This window comes from Sphingomonas sp. CFBP 13603 (genome assembly GCF_014892665.1).
Classification (GTDB): domain Bacteria; phylum Pseudomonadota; class Alphaproteobacteria; order Sphingomonadales; family Sphingomonadaceae; genus Sphingomonas.
Genome location: NZ_JADBIA010000002.1, coordinates 135,285 through 153,646, shown reverse-complemented (window position 1 = coordinate 153,646; position 18,362 = coordinate 135,285). Strand labels below are relative to the sequence as shown.

Genomic DNA, 18,362 nt, shown 5'->3' with positions numbered 1-18,362 from the left:
AGCCATTAGACGATCCGCCGGGCTGCGACGAAATCGATGAACGCACGAAGTGGCGCCGGCAGATATCGCCGACCGGGATAATAGAGGAACGGGCCGGAAAAGCGCTGCCACCATGGCTCGATCACGGGTAGCAGGGCGCCGCTGTCGAGATGCGGTCGCAGCCAATCCTCGAACAGGTGGATGATACCGGTCCCCGCGATCGCGGCGTCGACCGCGAGATCGGTCGCTGCGCCGATGCGAACGATCAACGGGCCGGTCGTCGCGACTTTGACGACCTCGCCGTCGCGCTCGAACTCCCAATCGTCCATCGCGCCGCTGGCGAACTGACCGCGAATACAGGCGTGATCGAGCAGGTCGCGAGGATGCGAAGGCGTGCCGCGGCGCGCGAGATAGCTGGGCGACGCAGCGGTCGCGAAACGCTGTTCGCGCGGTCCGATCGGCACCGCGATCATGTCCTGTTCCAGCCGTTCGTCGTACCGGATTCCCGCATCGCATCCCGCCGCGAGCATGTCGACGAAGCCGTCCTCCGCAATCACGTGCAACTCGATGTCGGGATAGGCCGCGAGGAACGTGGGCACGATGCTGGGTAGAACCAGCCGCGCGGCGCTGACCGGCACGTTCAGCCGCAGCGGTCCGGACGGTGAATCGCGATAGCCGTTGACCACGTCGAGCGCCGCCTCGACTTCGGCCAGCGCAGGCCCGAGCCGGTCGAGCAACCGCGCACCCGCTTCGGTTGGCGCGACGCTCCGCGTGGTCCGGTTGAGCAACCGTACGCCGAACTTCGCTTCGAGCCGCCTGACCGCTTCGCTTAGTCCGGATGCGCTCCCGCCACTGGCACGCGCGCCCTCGCGAAAACCGCCCGCGCGGGCGACCGTGACGAATGCGTTCAGATCGCCGATGTCCGCTGCCATTGTGCGTCCTTCCGAACGGCCTGTGCCGATAATGCCCTGTTATCCCAAAATAGCGTCGGGTCCATATTGCGGTCACACAATGGAGGACACGACCATGACGCAGTTCGACACAGAGATTGCAGTAGCCGGCACCGTCAGATTGGGCGATCGTAGCGTGAAGCGGATCGGCTATGGCGCGATGCAGCTCGCAGGGCCGGGCGTATTCGGTCCGCCAAAGGATCACGACGCGGCACTCGCGGTTCTGCGTGCGGCGGTGGCGGGCGGCGTGAACCATATCGATACGAGCGATTTCTATGGCCCGCACGTCACCAATCGCCTGATCCGCGAGGCGCTGCACCCGTATTCCGACGACCTCGTAATCGTCACCAAGATCGGCGCGCGGCGCGGGCCGGAAGGGTCATGGGACCTCGCTACATCGGCGGCGGAGCTGACCAGCGCGGTTCATGACAATCTGCGCAACCTCGGACTGGAGACGCTCGACGTCGTCAACCTGCGGATCATGTTCGACGTGCACGGACCCGCCGAGGGCTCGATCGCCGAGCCGCTTGCGACGCTTGTCGATCTCCAGCGGCAGGGCCTGGTCCGCCATATCGGGCTCAGCAACGTTACGCCGCGCCAGGTGGCGGAAGGGCGGTCGATGGCGACGATCGCCTGCGTGCAGAACCAGTATAACCTCGCGCACCGCGACGACGACGCGCTGATCGACGACCTTGCCGAGGCGGGGATCGCGTATGTGCCGTTCTTCCCGCTCGGTGGGTTCTCGCCGTTGCAGTCGTCCGCATTGTCGGACGTCGCACGCGATCTGGACGCGACGCCGATGCAGGTCGCGCTCGCCTGGCTGTTGCAGCGTTCGCCGAACATCCTGCTGATCCCCGGCACGTCGTCGGTCGGTCATCTGCACGAGAATTTGGCGGCGGGGGAGATCGTGTTGCCAGCCTACGCGATCGCGACACTCGATCACATCGGGAAGGACGCCGCTAGCGCGTAAGCATTTCCGTCCGGGCGGCGGACGGCTAACGGCAGCGTCATGGCCAAGAAACGCTACCTCACCGCGACGCTGCCCGACGGTTACGTGAAGACGATCGGCCCGACCGCGACGCCGTTCACGCATTACTGGCGGATCGTCGCGGTGCTGGCCAACGGCAAGACCGAGATATTCTGGGGCCACACCAAGTCGCTCGTCGAGGCGAAGAAGAAGCGCAACGCACTTGCCGAGGCCGCGGCGCAACGCGGGTGGCAGCGCTACGACTTCGAGTTCGTCGAACTGGTGGCCTCCGACGGCTGATACCGTCCGCCGTTCAGGCGGGCGGTAACGCTTTCACCAGGTCGAGCACGCGCGCCGCCAGTTCCATCCGACAGATCAGCAGGTCGGGCAGATACGGATCGGCGCAATTATAGACGAGCGGCGATCCGTCGACGCGGCTGACGTGCAGCCCGGCCGCCTGCGCGACCGCGATGGGCGCGCAGTTGTCCCACTCATATTGACCGCCGGTGTGGAGGTAGATGTCGGCCTGGCCGCGGACCACCGCCATCGCCTTTGCGCCCGCCGAGCCCATCGGCACCAGCGTCGCCCCCAACGTCTCGGCGACCGCCACCGCCTCGCGTGCAGGCCGGCTGCGGCTGACCAGCATGCGGAGCGGATCGCCCGCCGGTTCCAGCGGCTTCGGCGAACCCGATGTCAGCGTCATCCCGAGTCCCGGCAGTGCGACCGCACCCACGACGGCGACGCCGTCGATCGCAAGCGCGACGTGCACCGCCCAGTCGGTCCGCCCTTCGCCATATTCGCGTGTGCCGTCGAGCGGATCGACGATCCAAGCGCGGCGCACCGAACAGCGATCGCCGGTATCCTTCTCTTCCTCGGAAAGGATCGCGTCGTCGGGCCGCGCGGCGCGCAGCATCCGCATGAGGAATCTGTTGGCCTGTTCGTCGCCCGCCGTGCCGAGGTCCTTGCCCGTCAGCCCGCTGCTTTTCTGCAACGCGAGCAATATCTCGCCCGCCTCGGTGGCGAGGCGTTCGGCGAGACGGACGTCGCTTTCTATGACGGTGTTGGTCATGGGGCTCACTTGAGCGGCATGATCTGGCGGACGATGAACGCGGCCGCCTCGACCGGCGTCATCTCGACCGTGTTGACTCGGATCTCCGCGTTGAGCGGCGCCTCGTAAGGGCTGTCGATCCCGGTAAAGTTCTTCAAATCGCCTGCCCGTGCTTTCTTGTAGAGGCCTTTCACGTCGCGACCTTCCGCCACATCGAGCGGCGTGTCGACGAAGATCTCGATGAACTCGCCCGCCGGCAGCATCGCGCGCACCATGTCGCGCTCGGCACGGAACGGCGAGATGAACGCGGTGAGCACGATCAGCCCGGCGTCCGCCATCAGCTTGGCGACCTCGCCGACGCGCCGGATATTCTCGATCCGGTCGGCCTCGGTGAAGCCCAGATCCTTGTTCAGCCCGTGGCGGATGTTGTCGCCGTCCAGCAGGAAGGTGTGCCGGTTCATCAGGTTGAGCTGTTTCTCGACCTCGTTGGCGATCGTCGACTTGCCAGCACCCGACAGCCCGGTGAACCACAACACCGCCTGTTTCTGGTTCTTCAGCCCGGCATGCGCCTCGCGGCCGATGTCAGTCGCCTGCCAGTGGACGTTCTGCGAGCGGCGCAGGCTGAAATGGACCATCCCCGCCGCGACGGTCGCGTTGGTGATCTTGTCGATCAGGATGAACCCGCCGAGCACCTTGTTCGGCGCCGCCCCCTCTTGCGCGTAGGCCTCGAACACGATCGCGCGGTCCGTCAAGATCTCCGCGACGCCGATCGCGTTCAGCTCGAGCGTCTTGGTCGCGAGCCGCTCCATGGTGTTGACGTTGACCTGGTATTTCGGCTCGCGAACGGTGGCGGACACCATCTGCGTGCCGAGCTTCAGCCAGTAGGAGCGGCCGACGATCAGCGGCTCGTCGTCCATCCAGACGATCGTCGTCTCGAACTGGTCCGCGGTTTCGGGCGGCGCATCCGACGCGGCGATGACGTTGCCGCTCGAGCAGTCGATCTCGTCGGCGAACGACAGCGTGACGGACTGCCCCGCAACCGCTTCGTCGAGATCGCCGTCGAGCGTCGTGATCCGGCTGATCGTCGAGGTCTTGCCACCGGGCAGGACGCGGATCGCGTCGCCCGGCTTGACCGTGCCGGCGGCGATCTGGCCGGAGAAGCCGCGGAAATCGAGGTTGGGGCGGTTGACCCACTGCACGCTCATCCGGAACGGCTTGGCCTGGTCGTCGTCGATATCGACATCGACGGCTTCGAGATGCTCCATCAACGTCGCGCCGGAATACCAGGGCATGGTTTCGGACCTGAGGGAGATGTTGTCGCCCTTGAACCCCGAGATCGGCATCGGCGTGAACGCGGTGATGCCGATGCTTGTCGCGAACGCCGAATACTCCGCAACGATCTCGTCGTAGCGCGCCTGATCGTAGCCGATCAGGTCCATCTTGTTGACGGCGAGCACGAGGTTCCGGATGCCGATCAGGTGCGCCAGATAGCTGTGGCGCTTGGTCTGCGTCAGCACGCCCTTGCGCGCATCGACCAGGATCACGGCGAGGTCGGCGGTCGAGGCGCCGGTCACCATGTTGCGAGTATATTGCTCATGACCCGGCGTATCCGCGACGATGAACTTGCGTTTTTCGGTCGAGAAGAAGCGATAGGCGACGTCGATCGTGATGCCCTGTTCGCGCTCGGCGGCGAGCCCATCGACGAGCAGCGCGAAGTCGATCTCGCCACCTTGTGTGCCGACGCGCTTGCTGTCCGCCTCGAGCGCTGCGAGCTGATCCTCGAAGATCATCTTCGAGTCGTAGAGCAGCCGGCCGATCAGCGTCGACTTGCCGTCGTCGACCGACCCACAGGTGATGAAGCGCAGCATCGTCTTGTTGCGATGCTGGTCGAGATACGCGTCGATATCCTCGGCGATCAACGCGTCGGTCTGGTAGGCGGAGGTTTGCGGGATTGTAACGGCGTCGGACATCAGAGAACTCCGTCATTCCAGCGAAAGCTGGAATCTCTTGCGGTCGTGAGCGTGCCCTCGCGGCACGAGATCCCAGCGTTCGCTGGGATGACGGGCAGGGGGATGACGGGTGAGGGTGGGAGGGGCTGCATCAGAAATACCCCTCCTGCTTCTTTTTCTCCATGCCCGCGCCGCCGGCATCCTTGTCGATCGCGCGACCTTGGCGTTCGCTGGTGGTGGTCAACAGCGTCTCCTGGATGATCTCGGACAGCGTCGACGCCGTGCTCTCGACCGCGCCCGTCAGCGGGTAGCAGCCGAGTGTACGGAAACGGATCGAGCGATCGACCGGGACTTCGCCGGGTTCGAGCCGGAAGCGATCGTCGTCGACCATCAGCAGCATACCGTCGCGCTCGACCGTGGGGCGGACGCCCGCGTAATACAGCGGGACGATCGGCACGTCGTTGAGCTGGATATATTGCCAGACGTCGAGTTCGGTCCAGTTCGAGATCGGGAACACGCGGATGCTCTCGCCCTTCGATTTTCGCGCATTGTAGAGGTTCCACAATTCGGGGCGCTGGTTCTTCGGATCCCAGCCATGCGTCGCGGTACGGAACGAGATGATGCGTTCCTTCGCGCGCGATTTTTCCTCGTCGCGCCGCGCGCCACCGAACGCCGCGTCGAATCCGTGCAGGTTGAGCGCCTGCTTCAGGCCCTCCGTCTTCCACATGTCGGTGTGGAGCGCGCCGTGATCGAACGGGTTGATCCCGCGCTCGGCGGCTTCGGGGTTCTGGTAGACGAGCAACTCCATCCCGCTCTCGGCCGCCATCCGGTCGCGCAGCTTGTACATTTCCTGGAATTTCCAGGTCGTGTCGACATGCAGCAGCGGGAAGGGCGGGGGCGAAGGATAGAAGGCTTTCCGCGCAAGATGCAGCATCACCGCCGAATCCTTGCCGACCGAATACAGCATCACAGGCTTGTCGGCCTCGGCCACGACTTCGCGCAGGATGTGGATCGCCTCCGCCTCGAGCCGTTCCAGATGGGTGAGTGTCTTCGCCATGATGTGTCTCCGCGGCGCCGTTTGCCCGGCGCAGGGCGGTGTCGGCAATCAATGCATTCTTCGGTCGGGGAACGCTTCGCTATCTCATGCCTCGAATGACGGCGCCGCGCACCATGCACGATTTCGCGACGAACCCTGCGCCGCAGTTGCCCGCCCGCGATCGACGCCGTACGCAACGCGCCTGTTTCGATCCGTCTGGGACCATGCCGCCATGTCCGTTGCATCGTTGAAAACGCGTTCCTGGTTGTTCGCGCCGGGCGATAGCGAACGCAAGATGACCAAGGCGATCGAGGGCAGCGCCGACATCGTCCTGTTCGATCTCGAAGACGCGGTGACGACCGAGAACAAGCCGCTCGCGCGCCAGACCGTCCACGACGTGCTGACCGCGCACGTCGCGCACCGCGCGCGGATGTGGGTGCGGGTCAATCCGCTCGATGGACCATATACGCTGACCGATCTCGCCGCGATCATGCCCGCGCGGCCGGGTGGGATCATGCTGCCCAAGGTCGCCGGGCGGCAGGACGTCGAACGTCTCGATCATTACCTGTCCGCGTTCGAGGCGGCGAACGGCATCGCGATCGGGTCGACCCCGGTGATCGTGCTGATCACCGAAACGGCGGAAGCGATGTTCCACACGGGCGACTATAAGGGTGCGCCTCGGGTGGTCGCGCTGACCTGGGGCGCGGAGGATCTGGCGGACTCGATCGGCGCTAGCGCGAACTGCAATCCAGATGGCAGCTACCGCTTCACCTATGAACTGGCACGGTCGATGTGCCTGCTGGGGGCCGCGGCGGCAGGGGTCACCGCGATAGAGACGATCCAGGGGGATTTCCGCGATCTCGACACGCTGAAGACGCGCGCAGAGCAGGTCCGGCGTGACGGTTACCGCGGGATGCTTGCGATCCACCCGGCGCAAGTCGACGTGATCAACGCAGCCTTCACGCCGACCGAGGCGGAGATCGCCGAGGCGCAGGCGATCGTCGATCTGTTCGCGGCCAATCCCGGCGTCGGTACGATCGGCTACAAGGGCGGCATGCTCGACCGACCGTATTTGTCGCGCGCAGAGCATCTGTTGCGGCAGGTCGGGCGCGCGTGATCGGGGCGTCCTAGCCGACGCCCCATTCCGCCAGCAGCGCCGCGCCATCGGAGCTGGGGGCGATCCGGCCCGGCGTGCGGGACAGGCGCGGGGCAGGGGCTGCCTGCCAGATGCCGTCGACGACGACGCCGCGATCCGCCATGTGGCGATGCGCCGGCACTTCGTCGAGTTCGAGCACCGGCGCAAAGCAGGTGTCGGTGCCTTCCAGCGCGGCGCACCAGTCGTCCCTCGATCTGGTCACGAACACCGCGGCAAAGCGTCGCGCGGTTTCGGGCCAGCGCTCGACGAGCATCTGGTCCGCCGCGAGGTCGGCGGGGAGGCCAAGCCGATCGAGCAGTTCGGCATAGAATTTAGGCTCGATCGCGCCGACCGAGACGTACCGCCCGTCGGCACAGGTGTAACAGCGGTAGAATGGCGCCGCGCCACCGAGCAGATTGCGGTCGCGGTCCATCGACATCACCCCGGCTGGGACCATTCCCGCGAACAGCGCCATCATAGACGAAACCCCGTCGACGATCGCTGCATCGACGACTTGGCCGAGCCCGGATCGCGCGCGTTCGAGCAGCGCCGCAAGGATACCGGTGACGAGATACAGTGACCCGCCGCCGAAATCGCCGATCAGGTTGAGCGGCGGCGGCGGCGGCGTTTCCGGCGCGCCGATCGCCGCGAGCGCTCCGCTGAGTGCGATGTAATTGAGATCGTGGCCCGCAACCTGCGCGAGCGGCCCGGTCTGTCCCCACCCGGTCATCCGCCCATAGACGAGCCGCGAGTTGCGTTCGAGCATCACCTTCGGACCGAGGCCGAGGCGCTCCATCACGCCCGGTCGCAGCCCCTCGATCACGACGTCGGCGCGGTCCGTGATCGCAAGCGCCTGCTCTCGCCCCTCCGGCGTTCGGATATCGAGCGCGAGCCGCGCACGACCGCGGTCCAGCACGGGATTGCGAAATCCGCCGCCGACCCGCTCAATCCGCAGCACCTCCGCGCCGAGATCGGACAACAGCATCGCCGCATGCGGGCCCGGCCCGATGCTGGCGAACTCGACGACGCGAAGGCCGGCGAGCGCGGTCACCGGGTCGGTATTCCTACTGCCCGGTTCTCCTGCGAACGCAGGAGCCCAGGATCACGAGCGTCGCCGTCCGTGGTCCTGGATTCGTGCGTGCGCACGAAAACGGAGCGTTTGCGCGTCATTCGGTGATCAGTTCGACCGCCACCGCGGTGGCTTCGCCGCCACCGATGCAGAGCGCCGCGACGCCCTTTTTCAGCCCACGCAGCTTCAGTGCGGCGACCAGCGTGGCGATAATCCGCGCGCCGCTTGCGCCGATCGGATGGCCGAGCGCGGTGGCGCCGCCGTTGACGTTCAGCTTCTCGCGCGGGATGCCGAGTTCGCGCATCGCGATCATGGCGACGGTCGCGAACGCCTCGTTCACTTCGAACAGGTCGACGTCCTCGACGCTCCAGCCCGCACGGTCGAGAACCTTTCGGATCGCCGAGACCGGCGCGGTCGTGAACAGCGCGGGGGCATGCGCGTGCGCCGCGGTCGCAACGATCCGCGCCTCCTGTGACAGGCCCAGCTTCTCGGCAACGCTCGCCCGCGTCAGCACGAGGGCGGCGGCACCGTCGGAGATCGAGGCGGAGGTGGCGGCAGTGATCGTGCCGTCCTTGGCGAATGCGGGGCGCAGGCCGGGGATCTTCTCGGGCTTGGCCTTGCCCGGCTGTTCGTCCTCGCTGACGATCACGTCGCCGCCACGCGTCTTGACGGTGACCGGCACGACCTCGTCCGCGAAGCCGCCGCTGGTGATCGCGGCGCTGGCGCGCGTGAGGCTCTCGATCGCGAACGCGTCCTGGTCCTCGCGCGTGAACTGGTACTCGCCTGCGGTGTCCTCGGCGAAGGCGCCCATCGGCTTGCCCTTCTCGTACGCGTCTTCGAGGCCGTCCATCATCATCGAATCCGACACGACGTCATGGCCGATCCGCGCACCCGAGCGGTGCTTGGCGAGCAGGAACGGCGCGTTGGTCATGCTCTCCATGCCGCCGGCGATCACGACGTCGACGGTGCCGGCCATCAGCGCCTCGGTCGCCATGATCGTCGCCTGCATGCCGGAGCCGCACATCTTGTTGACGGTGGTTGCCTCAACCGAATTGGGCAGGCCGGCACCCAGTGCGGCCTGCCGCGCGGGTGCCTGGCCAAGCCCGGCGGGCAGCACACAGCCCATATAGATGCGGTCGATGATCGCCGGATCGACCTTCGAGCGCTCGACCGCCGCACGAACCGCAGTCGCGCCGAGTTCGACCGCCGTGACGCCGGACAACGCCCCCTGGAAGCCTCCCATCGGCGTGCGGGCATAGCTGGCGATGATGATCGGATCTTCGGACATGGTCTTCCCTCGTGGACTCGGCGTGAACTCGGCGCGCTCGTACTACAGTCGGCGTACGACAGTGTCGGCGTACGACCCTCTTGACGGTGATATCGGTCTGCGTGCGCGAAATTGCCATACGACGGGTATGCACCCTACTGGCGAGTAGTTGCGCGCGGCGTCGGCTATGTGTCAAGAACGGGTATGTCCGGCCAACCTGCATTGAGAACGCCGTCGCCGTCGCCGTTTCAGAGCTTGGCGGCGCGCGAGGCGCTGCGTCTCGAAAAGCGCGATGCGTTGCTGCGGGCGGCAGTGATGATGTTCAACGAGCGCGGGTTTCACGCGACGTCGCTCGACGATGTCGCGGCAAGCCTGGGCGTCACCAAGCCGGTGATCTACCATCATCTCGGTAACAAGGATCAGGTGCTGTTCGCGTGCGTTCGCATCGGTCTGGAGCAATTGCGTCTCGCCGCCGAACAGTCGCAGCGGATCGAGGGCGATGGACTGGAACGGCTCAAGGCGTTTCTCCGCCGCTATGCCGAAGTGACGATGGACGATTTCGGTCGCTGCGTCATCCGCACGCCCGACGAAGTCTTGTCGCCGGACGCGCGGAAGGAGTTTCGCGCTTTGAAGGCGGAGATCGACGCGACGATGCGGGCGATGATCGAAGCGGCAGTGGCGGATCGGTCGGCGACGGTGCTGGACGTGCGACTGACGGCGTTCACGCTCGCGGGTGCGCTCAACTGGCCGGCGCGCTGGTTTCGCGCGGACGGGCCGATGTCCGCGCAGGAGGTCGCGCGCGATATCGTCGAAATGCTGTGCGCCGGCTTGCGTCCGGCCCGTTGAGCGTTTGGACGATAGGGCAGCGCGGTGCGTACGAAGTCCTCGGATCCGGACGGCGCTATCGGAGAAGATGGGATGCCCGTGGTTAGCACAGGCGTCGTCCTCGTCGCGCCAGCCGGTGCGAATGCCGTGATTCTACGACGCGGGCGAAGCAAGGTTCGGCGCCGTCGCATCGGTTGCAGGCGTGGCCGTGCTGCAAATTATTCGAAGAGGATTCGCTCGATATTATGCTGATCTATCTCTTGTCCGACGCAAGCGCGGGTATCACCGGTTCGGACTCCACGATCGACGACGGACAGTCGTTGTGACCGCCCTTACGTCCCGCGCGCTGGCGATCGGCGAACGCGTCGAACGGTTCGTCCGCGATGTCGTCGTGCCGTTCGAACGCGATCCGCGCCGCGGCAGTCACGGGCCGTCCGACGAGCTCGTCCAGGAGATGCGAGGGCTCGCCCGCGACGCCGGCGTCCTGACACCGCACATCCTTGCCGACGGCGATCACCTGACTCAGGCGGAGACCGCGCACGTGCTGATCCGCTCGGGCCTGTCTCCCCTCGGACCGCTCGCGTGCAATACGATGGCCCCCGACGAGGGCAACATGTACCTGATCGGCAAGGCGGGGTCGGCGGCGCAGAAGGAGCGTTTCCTCGCGCCGATGATCGCCGGCGACGCGCGCTCGGCGTTCTTCATGACCGAACCGGCGTCGGAGGGCGGCGCGGGCTCCGACCCGTCGATGATGCAGACCACCGCGCGGCTCGACGGCAACCACTGGGTGATCGATGGGCGGAAAGCGTTCATCACCGGCGCGGACGGCGCGAAGATCGGCATCGTCATGGCGCGGACCGATCCCGGCGACGGCAAGCTGGCGGCGACGATGTTCCTCGTCGACCTGCCCGACCCGGCGATCCGCATCGAACGCGTGCTCGACACGATCGACAGCTCGATGCCCGGCGGGCATGCGGTCATCGCGATCGATGGCTTGCGCGTGTCCGCCGACGCGATCCTCGGTGCGCCGCACGAGGGGTTTCGCTATGCGCAGGTGCGACTGTCGCCGGCGCGGCTGTCGCACTGCATGCGCTGGCTCGGCGCGTGCATCCGCGCGAACGAGATCGCCACCGACTATGCCTGTCGGCGCCATGCGTTCGGCAAGCCGCTGATCGATCACGAGGGCGTCGGCTTCATGCTCGCCGAGAATTTGATCGACCTGCGTCAGGCCGAACTGATGATCGACTGGTGCGCAGGCGTGCTCGACGGGGGCTCGCTCGGCACCGCGGAGAGCTCGATGGCGAAGGTCGCGGTATCGGAGGCGTTGATGAGGATCGCCGATCGCTGCGTCCAGGTGATGGGCGGTACCGGCGTGACCGGCGACACGATCGTCGAGCAGGTCTTTCGCGAGATCCGCGCGTTCCGGATCTACGACGGCCCGACCGAGGTTCACAAATGGAGCCTCGCTAAGAAAATCAAGCGCGACTGGAAAGCGGCGCAGGCGTCCGAGACCACGGCATGAGCGAGCCGGCGTTCGCGGTAAGCCGACCTGCGCGTGACGCGAACCGGTTCGACGAGACGCGGTTAGCCGAACGGACGGCTGCGGACGTCGACGAATTTGCGGGTTCGCTCGTCATCGAACTGTCCGAGGGCGACCGGTCTGAACGGACCCTACCGCGTGATCACGCCTTGCGGCTGGTCGCCGACCTGCGGTGTATCGCTGACCTTGGTTGGCAACAGGCGGTGCGTGCAGGGACTTCGCGAAGGATGGGCAATGTCTGAACTGGAGTATTACGACGTATTGATCGTCGGCGCGGGCCATGCCGGGGCGCAGGCGGCGATCAGTCTGCGCCAGCGCAATCATGGCGGTACGATCGCGCTGCTCGGTGACGAGCCCTCGCTGCCGTACGAGCGACCGCCCTTATCGAAGGAGTATCTCTCGGGAAACAAGCCGTTCGAGCGTATCCTCCTGCGCCCCGCAACATTCTGGGGCGACCGCGCGATCACGTTGCGGCCTGGGCTGACCGTCGCGAGCGTCGATGCCGAGGCGCACCGGGTGACGACCGCGACCGGCGGCGTCATCGGGTATGGGACGTTGATCTGGGCCACGGGAGGCGCGCCGCGGCGGCTGACCTGCGCCGGGCATGACCTCATGGGGGTCCATAGCGTCAGGACACGCGCCGATGTCGACCGGATGATCGCCGAACTGCCATCGGTCCAGCGCGTCGTCGTGATCGGTGGCGGTTATATCGGGCTCGAGGCAGCTGCAGTGCTCACCAAGCTCGGTAAGCATGTCACCCTGGTCGAGGCGCAGGACCGCGTACTGGCGCGTGTCGCGGGCGAGCCGCTGACGCGGTTCTACGAAGCCGAGCACCGTGCGCACGGCGTCGACCTGCGGACGGGCGTCGCGGTGTCGTGCATCGAGGGGGCGGACGGCGCAGCATCCGCCGTCCGCCTTGCCGATGGCGAGTTGCTCGAATGCCAGATGGTGATCGTCGGGATCGGGATCGTGCCCACCGTCGCGCCGTTGCTTGCGGCCGGGGCCGCGGGGGACAACGGCGTGTTGGTCGATGGCCATTGCCGCACGACGTTGCCCGACGTCTTTGCGATCGGCGACTGCGCGGCCCATGCAAACGCGTTCGCGAATGGCGCGACGATCCGCCTGGAGTCGGTGCAGAACGCGAACGACCAGGCGACGACCGTGGCCAAGATGCTGACCGGCGCGCCCGAGCGCTATCATGCGGTGCCGTGGTTCTGGTCGAACCAGTACGACCTCAAGCTTCAGACCGTCGGATTGTCGACGGGCTACGACGAAGCGGTTCTGCGCGGCGATCCCGCAGAGCGCAGCTTTTCGGTGATCTACCTGAAAGCCGGACGCGTGATCGCGCTCGATTGCGTCAACCGCGTGCGGGATTACGTGCAGGGCCGCGCATTGGTCGTCGGGTCGGTGCACGCCGACTCGACATCGCTGGCTGACCCGACGATCGACCTGAAGACGATCCGCGCTGAGGACGAGGTGGTTCTCGATTTCAAGCAACCTCGCTCATAAGGCAGGATGAGGACTCGAGTGGTTGTTGAGCGGCAAGGTCGGCGCTTCTTCGCCGTCGGTCATCGCGATCGGCAGGATCGTGCCATCGGCGCCGTAGCGGACGCGGTCGCTGATCCCAGCGATGATACACGATCAACCACTCGCCCTGAGGTGTGCGGATGAAGCTGTGGTGGCCCGGCCCTTGATGCCGCGCATCGCTCGTCAGGATCGCGCCTTCGGGGAAATTGGGGGCTCGCCTATAACCGCCCGGTGATCTGCACCGAATACATGGCGCGCGGCAACGGATCGACCTTCGATGGCTCGCTGCCGATCGGCAAGCGCTACAATGTCGGCATGATCAACTGGGGGTTCGTCGATGGGAAGACGCAGACGCGACTACCGTGGGACAGCTGGCAGAAGCCGTACGTGCTCGCCGAGCCGACGATCTGGTTTCACGAAGTATTCCGGAACGACGGCATGCCGTATCGTCAAGCGGAGACGGATCTGATCCGACGCTTGAGCGCGGCACCGAAGGGCGTCGTACCGACGGCGCCGTTCGATGGATCCGCGGTACGTCGCCAGCGGTAAACGGTGTGCAGCATCGCCCTCCCACGGGACGGCGATGCTGCATGCGTATCAGTGATTGTCGCGCGGTAGGCCCATCGTCTGCGCGATCCGCTGGTACTTTTCCGCACCTTCGAGGATTGCGCCCGTTTCCATCTGGCCGACGGTGGCGCGCTGGATTTCCTGCCACGGCGTCTGCGAACGCGGATAGGCATAGCCACCCGCTTCGGTCAGCGCTCGGCGGCGCTCGGCGAGGTCCTCGTCGGAGATCAGGACGTTGGCGCTGCCCTTGGCAAGGTCGATGCGGACACGGTCGCCGGTACGGATCAACGCGAGGCCGCCCATCGCCGCGGCTTCGGGCGAGGCGTTCAGGATCGAGGGCGAGCCCGAGGTCCCCGACTGGCGACCGTCGCCGATGCAGGGGAGGGCATGGACGCCCTCGCGGATCAGATACGCCGGCGGCCGCATGTTCACGACCTCGGCGGCGCCCGGATAGCCGATCGGGCCGGCGCCACGCATGAACAGCAACGTGTCGGTGGTGATCCCGAGCGAGGGGTCGTCGATCCGGTGATGATAATCCTCCGGTCCGTCGAACACGACCGCGGGGCCCTCGAATGCTTCGAGATCGTCCGGGTTGGACAGATAGCGCTCGCGGAACTCCGGTGAGATCACGCTGGTCTTCATGATCGCCGAGTCGAACAGATTGCCGCGCAGCACGATGAAGCCGGCGTCCTCCAGCAACGGCGTCGCGAACGGGCGGATGACGCGCTCGTCCTCGATCGTCGCGGTCCGGCAATTGTCGCCGATCGACTTGCCGTTCGCGGTCATCGCGTCTTCGTGGATGAGGCCCTGCTTCATCAGCTCGGCGACTACTGCTGGCACGCCGCCGGCATGGTAATAATCCTCGCCGAGATATTCGCCTGCGGGCTGGAGGTTGACCATCAGCGGCACCTTGTGGCCGTGCGTCTGCCAGTCGTCGATCGGCAGGTCGACGCCGATATGGCGCGCGATCGCGGCGAGATGGATCGGTGCGTTGGTCGAGCCGCCGATCGCCGAATTGACGACGATCGCGTTGTGGAACGCCTCCTTCGTGAGGATGTCCGAAGGCTTCAGATCCTCGGCAACCATGTCGACGATCCGCTTGCCGGTGCGGTAGGCAACTTCCTGGCGATCACGATAAGGCGCCGGGATCGCGGCCGAGCCGGGCAACTGCATGCCGAGCGCTTCGGCGAGGCTGTTCATCGTGGTCGCGGTGCCCATCGTGTTGCAATAGCCGGTCGAGGGTGCCGACGATGCGACGAGCTTGATGAAGCCCTCGTCGTCGATCGCGCCGGTCGCGAGCAGCTCGCGCGCCTTCCACACGATCGTGCCCGAGCCAGTCCGCTCGCCCTTGTGCCAGCCATTGAGCATCGGTCCCACGGAGAGCGCGATAGCCGGGATGTTGACGGTTGCGGCGGCCATCAGGCAGGCGGGCGTCGTCTTGTCGCAGCCGATCGTCAGCACGACGCCGTCGAGCGGATAGCCGTACAGCACCTCGACCAGCGCCAGATAGGCGAGGTTGCGGTCGAGCCCCGCGGTCGGGCGCTTGCCGGTTTCCTGGATCGGATGGACCGGGAATTCGAGCGCGATGCCGCCGGCTTCACGGATGCCTTCGCGCAAGCGTTCCGCCAGCACCAAGTGGTGGCGGTTGCACGGCGACAGGTCGCTGCCGGTCTGCGCGATGCCGATGATCGGCTTGCCCGAGCGCAGTTCCTCGAGGCTCAACCCGAAGTTCAGATAGCGCTCCAGATAGAGCGCGGTCATGTCGATGTTCTCGGGGTTGTCGAACCACGCGCGGCTTCTGAGCGACTGGGGAAGCTTGGGCATTTCGGTCATGAGGAGCTTTCTGGAGATCGGGCTAGAGGTCGATGTCGGCGGGCCGGTATCAGCGGGCGACGGAAACGCGGTAGACCATGCGGTGATGATAGGGTTTGCCGGGATCGACGCGCGCCGAACCGAACGCAGGCTGGTTGGGGGTGTCGGGGAATTTCTGCGGTTCGAGCGCGAGGCCGTCGCCCATCCGGTACACATGACCAGACTTGCCGATCAGCGACCCATCGAGGAAATTGCCCGAGTAAAATTGTACCCCAGGCTCGGTGGTCAATACCTCGAGCACGCGACCCGATGCCGGGTCCTCGACCCGCGCGGCGAGCCCCGGCTCGGGCGTTGCGCCCTTGTCGAGCACGAAGTTGTGATCCCAGCCGCGACCGATGGCGATCTGCGGATCGCGTCCGTCGCGAATGCCGCCGGACAGCGCGCGTCCCTTGGTGAAGTCGAACACGGTGCCCGCGACGGGCTTCAACTCGCCGGTCGGGATCAGCGTCGCGTTGACAGGCGTATAGCGCCGCGCCGGGATCGTCAGCCGCTGGCCGTAGATCCCGGTCGCGGAGCCTTCACCCGCCAGATCGAACAGCGCGTGATTGGTCAGGTTGACGATCGTCGGTGCATCGCTGGTCGCGTCGAAGTCGATCGTCAGCGCACCTTTGTCGTCGAGCGCATAGGTGACCTTGACCGACAGCGTGCCGGGGTAGCCCTGGTCGCCTGCCGGGCTGGTCAGCGTCATCACGACCTTCGCCTGCGCGCCATTCGTGACCGAGACGATCTTCCAGACATGCTTGTCGAAGCCGACCGTGCCGCCGTGCAACGTGTTGGTCTTGTCGTTGAGCGTGATCTGATAGGGCTTGCCGTCGAGCGTGAAGCGGCCGCCGGCGATGCGGTTGGCGTAGCGCCCGATCGTCTGGCCCCAGAAATTGGGTGCGGTGACGTAGCTTGCGGCATCGTCATAGCCGAGCGTGATGTCGGCCGCCTTGCCGTTGCGGTCGGGTGCGTTGAACGACTGGAGCGTCGCGCCGAGCGTCATGATGCGCGCGCTGACACCGTTGTTGCCGGTCAAGGTGACGGCTTCGATCGCGGTGCCGTTGGGCAATTTGCCGAACGCTTCGCGCTTGGCCGATGCGGCGTTCGCGGCGTGTGACGACACTATCGTCAACGCAGTGGCCGCGATGATCCCCGACTTTGTGATTGCGCGCATCCCGGTTCCCGTCCTTAATCGCTCGACGCCGTTGACGCGCCTTGTGAGGCTATATAGTCCGACAATATATTTCTGAGCAAGCCATGCGGGAAAAGACTGTCGTGCAGTCGCCGACATGGCACGGAGGGTGAGCGATTATGGCGATGCCGATACAGATGCAACGACCCGTCGAGGGTGCAGCGACACAGGATCCGCCGGGGGCTAGCCCAAGCTACCGCTCCGCACTGACTCTGCTCGCCAGCCTGTTCTTCATGTGGGGCTTCATCACGGTCATCAACAACACGCTGCTGCCGCATCTGCGCAGCGTGTTCGACCTCAGCTACACACAGACCACGCTGATCGAGAGCGTCTGGTTCATCGCCTATTTCTTCGCGTCGATCCCGTCCGCCAAGCTGATCGAGCGAGTCGGCTATCAGCGCGCGATGGTGTTCGGGCTGGGCCTGATGGCGGTCGGCGCGCTGATGATGGTGCCCGCCGCGCGATTGCCGTCCTACGGCGTCACGCTGTTTGCGCTGTTCGTGATCGCGAGCGGGATTACGCTGCTCCAGGTCGCGGCCAACCCGTATGTCGCGGTCGTCGGTCCCTCCGAGACCGCGTCGTCGCGGCTCAACCTGGTGCAGGCGTTCAACTCGGCGGGGGCTACGCTCGCGCCGCTGTTCGGCGGGTATCTGATCCTCGGTCGTTCCACATCGGGCACTGCCGTTGCCGGGTCGACCGCGGTGCTCACGCCGGCAGAACGACTTGCGGACGCACAGTCGGTGGTGTTGCCGTATCTGATCGTCGCGGGCGTGCTGGTCGTGCTCGCGATCGTGATCGCGCGCTTCCCGCTGCCGGCAATGGGCGCGTCGACGCAGCGCTCGGCGAAGGCGGATCGCAAGGGCCTGTCGCTCTGGTCGCACCGCAACCTCGTACTCGGCATCCCGGCGATCTTCATTTATCTGATAGCCGAGATCGGCGTCGCCAATCTGTTCATCAATTTCGTCAGCCAGCCGCAGATCGGCAATTTGACGCACGAGCAGGCCTCGCATTACCTGTTCATCCTGTGGGGCGGCATGATGGTCGGCCGGCTGGTCGGCAGCGTCGTGATGCGGACGATCCCCGCCGAGCGCGTGCTGGCGGTGGCGAGCATCGGTGCGTTCGTCGTGATGCTGATCGCGACCTTCACCACCGGGCACGTCGCGATGTGGGCGCTGATCTCGGTCGGGCTGTTCCACTCGATCATGTTCCCGACGATCTTCACGCTCGGCATCCGCGGCCTCGGTCCGCTCACTGAAGAAGGGTCCGGCCTGCTGATCATGGCGATCGCGGGCGGTGCGCTGGTGATCGTCCAGGGTTGGCTTGCCGATACCTACGGGTTGCAGATCTCGTTCCTGCTGACCGCGGTGTGCGAACTGTACATCCTGTTCTACGCGGTCTGGGGCTCGCGCGTGACCGAAGCGCTGCCCGATCCCGTCGCCGTTCCCTGAAGTGGCGCG

General features: G+C 65.8%; 16 protein-coding genes and 1 pseudogene. 9 read left to right on the top strand and 8 right to left on the bottom strand.

The annotated features are described in order from the left end of the window. Positions 1-5: 5 nt before the first annotated feature. On the bottom strand, positions 6-911 hold the full coding sequence (locus IFR23_RS03535) for a LysR family transcriptional regulator (RefSeq protein WP_192974747.1): 906 nt from the start codon (positions 909-911) through the stop codon (positions 6-8). Positions 912-1,005: 94 nt separating this feature from the next. On the opposite strand from IFR23_RS03535, the gene IFR23_RS03530 reads away from it, so the two are divergent. Then, the gene (locus IFR23_RS03530; RefSeq protein WP_192974746.1) at positions 1,006-1,899 is read left to right on the top strand and encodes an aldo/keto reductase family oxidoreductase; all 894 of its coding nucleotides are present in this window, start codon (positions 1,006-1,008) and stop codon (positions 1,897-1,899) included. 39 nt (positions 1,900-1,938) lie between these two features. Next, positions 1,939-2,196, top strand: a complete 258-nt coding sequence (locus IFR23_RS03525) for a hypothetical protein (protein WP_056489311.1) — start codon at positions 1,939-1,941, stop codon at positions 2,194-2,196. Between the two features lie 13 nt (positions 2,197-2,209). Here IFR23_RS03525 and IFR23_RS03520 read toward each other — a convergent pair whose 3' ends face one another. From IFR23_RS03520 to cysD, 3 genes are all read right to left on the bottom strand, one after another. After that, positions 2,210-2,965, bottom strand: a complete 756-nt coding sequence (locus IFR23_RS03520; protein WP_192974745.1) for a 3'(2'),5'-bisphosphate nucleotidase CysQ — start codon at positions 2,963-2,965, stop codon at positions 2,210-2,212. Between the two features lie 5 nt (positions 2,966-2,970). Continuing rightward, positions 2,971-4,914, bottom strand: a complete 1,944-nt coding sequence (cysN, locus tag IFR23_RS03515) for a sulfate adenylyltransferase subunit CysN (RefSeq protein WP_192974744.1) — start codon at positions 4,912-4,914, stop codon at positions 2,971-2,973. Between the two features lie 130 nt (positions 4,915-5,044). Beyond that, positions 5,045-5,950 (bottom strand): sulfate adenylyltransferase subunit CysD, encoded by a 906-nt coding sequence (gene cysD, locus IFR23_RS03510; protein ID WP_192974743.1) that lies wholly within the window; start codon positions 5,948-5,950, stop codon positions 5,045-5,047. Between the two features lie 211 nt (positions 5,951-6,161). Between cysD and IFR23_RS03505 the strand changes: the two genes are divergently transcribed. Beyond that, the gene (locus IFR23_RS03505; RefSeq protein ID WP_192974742.1) at positions 6,162-7,046 is read left to right on the top strand and encodes an HpcH/HpaI aldolase/citrate lyase family protein; all 885 of its coding nucleotides are present in this window, start codon (positions 6,162-6,164) and stop codon (positions 7,044-7,046) included. Positions 7,047-7,056: 10 nt separating this feature from the next. Here the strand turns inward: IFR23_RS03505 and IFR23_RS03500 are convergent, their stop codons facing one another. Then, the gene (locus IFR23_RS03500; protein WP_192974741.1) at positions 7,057-8,115 is read right to left on the bottom strand and encodes a CoA transferase; all 1,059 of its coding nucleotides are present in this window, start codon (positions 8,113-8,115) and stop codon (positions 7,057-7,059) included. A gap of 115 nt (positions 8,116-8,230) precedes the next feature. Continuing rightward, positions 8,231-9,421: an acetyl-CoA C-acyltransferase gene (locus tag IFR23_RS03495; protein ID WP_192974740.1), complete on the bottom strand. Its 1,191-nt coding sequence runs from the start codon at positions 9,419-9,421 to the stop codon at positions 8,231-8,233. A 183-nt stretch (positions 9,422-9,604) separates the two neighbouring features. Here IFR23_RS03495 and IFR23_RS03490 point away from each other — a divergent pair, with 183 nt between their 5' ends. The 5 genes and pseudogenes from IFR23_RS03490 to IFR23_RS03470 all read left to right on the top strand — a co-directional run. Further along, positions 9,605-10,246: a TetR/AcrR family transcriptional regulator gene (locus IFR23_RS03490; protein WP_192974739.1), complete on the top strand. Its 642-nt coding sequence runs from the start codon at positions 9,605-9,607 to the stop codon at positions 10,244-10,246. Between the two features lie 301 nt (positions 10,247-10,547). Beyond that, on the top strand, positions 10,548-11,747 hold the full coding sequence (locus IFR23_RS03485) for an acyl-CoA dehydrogenase family protein (protein WP_192974738.1): 1,200 nt from the start codon (positions 10,548-10,550) through the stop codon (positions 11,745-11,747). Next, positions 11,744-12,007 (top strand): hypothetical protein, encoded by a 264-nt coding sequence (locus IFR23_RS03480; RefSeq protein ID WP_192974737.1) that lies wholly within the window; start codon positions 11,744-11,746, stop codon positions 12,005-12,007. The genes IFR23_RS03485 and IFR23_RS03480 overlap by 4 nt, the downstream gene beginning before the upstream one ends. Continuing rightward, entirely contained in the window at positions 12,000-13,274 is a 1,275-nt protein-coding gene (locus tag IFR23_RS03475) for an NAD(P)/FAD-dependent oxidoreductase (protein ID WP_192974736.1), read from the top strand. Before IFR23_RS03480 ends, IFR23_RS03475 begins: the two co-directional genes overlap by 8 nt. A 231-nt stretch (positions 13,275-13,505) precedes the next feature. Then, positions 13,506-13,841, top strand: a pseudogene (locus tag IFR23_RS03470) (1,4-beta-xylanase); the annotation flags it as partial. 48 nt (positions 13,842-13,889) lie between these two features. Here the strand turns inward: IFR23_RS03470 and IFR23_RS03465 are convergent. Continuing rightward, positions 13,890-15,692 (bottom strand): IlvD/Edd family dehydratase, encoded by a 1,803-nt coding sequence (locus tag IFR23_RS03465; RefSeq protein ID WP_192974735.1) that lies wholly within the window; start codon positions 15,690-15,692, stop codon positions 13,890-13,892. Positions 15,693-15,741: 49 nt separating this feature from the next. After that, positions 15,742-16,887, bottom strand: a complete 1,146-nt coding sequence (locus IFR23_RS03460) for an aldose epimerase family protein (protein WP_192974734.1) — start codon at positions 16,885-16,887, stop codon at positions 15,742-15,744. A gap of 155 nt (positions 16,888-17,042) precedes the next feature. On the opposite strand from IFR23_RS03460, the gene IFR23_RS03455 reads away from it, so the two are divergent. Next, complete coding sequence (locus tag IFR23_RS03455; RefSeq protein ID WP_197978275.1) at positions 17,043-18,353, top strand: sugar MFS transporter; 1,311 nt, start codon at positions 17,043-17,045, stop codon at positions 18,351-18,353. Positions 18,354-18,362 lie beyond the last annotated feature (9 nt).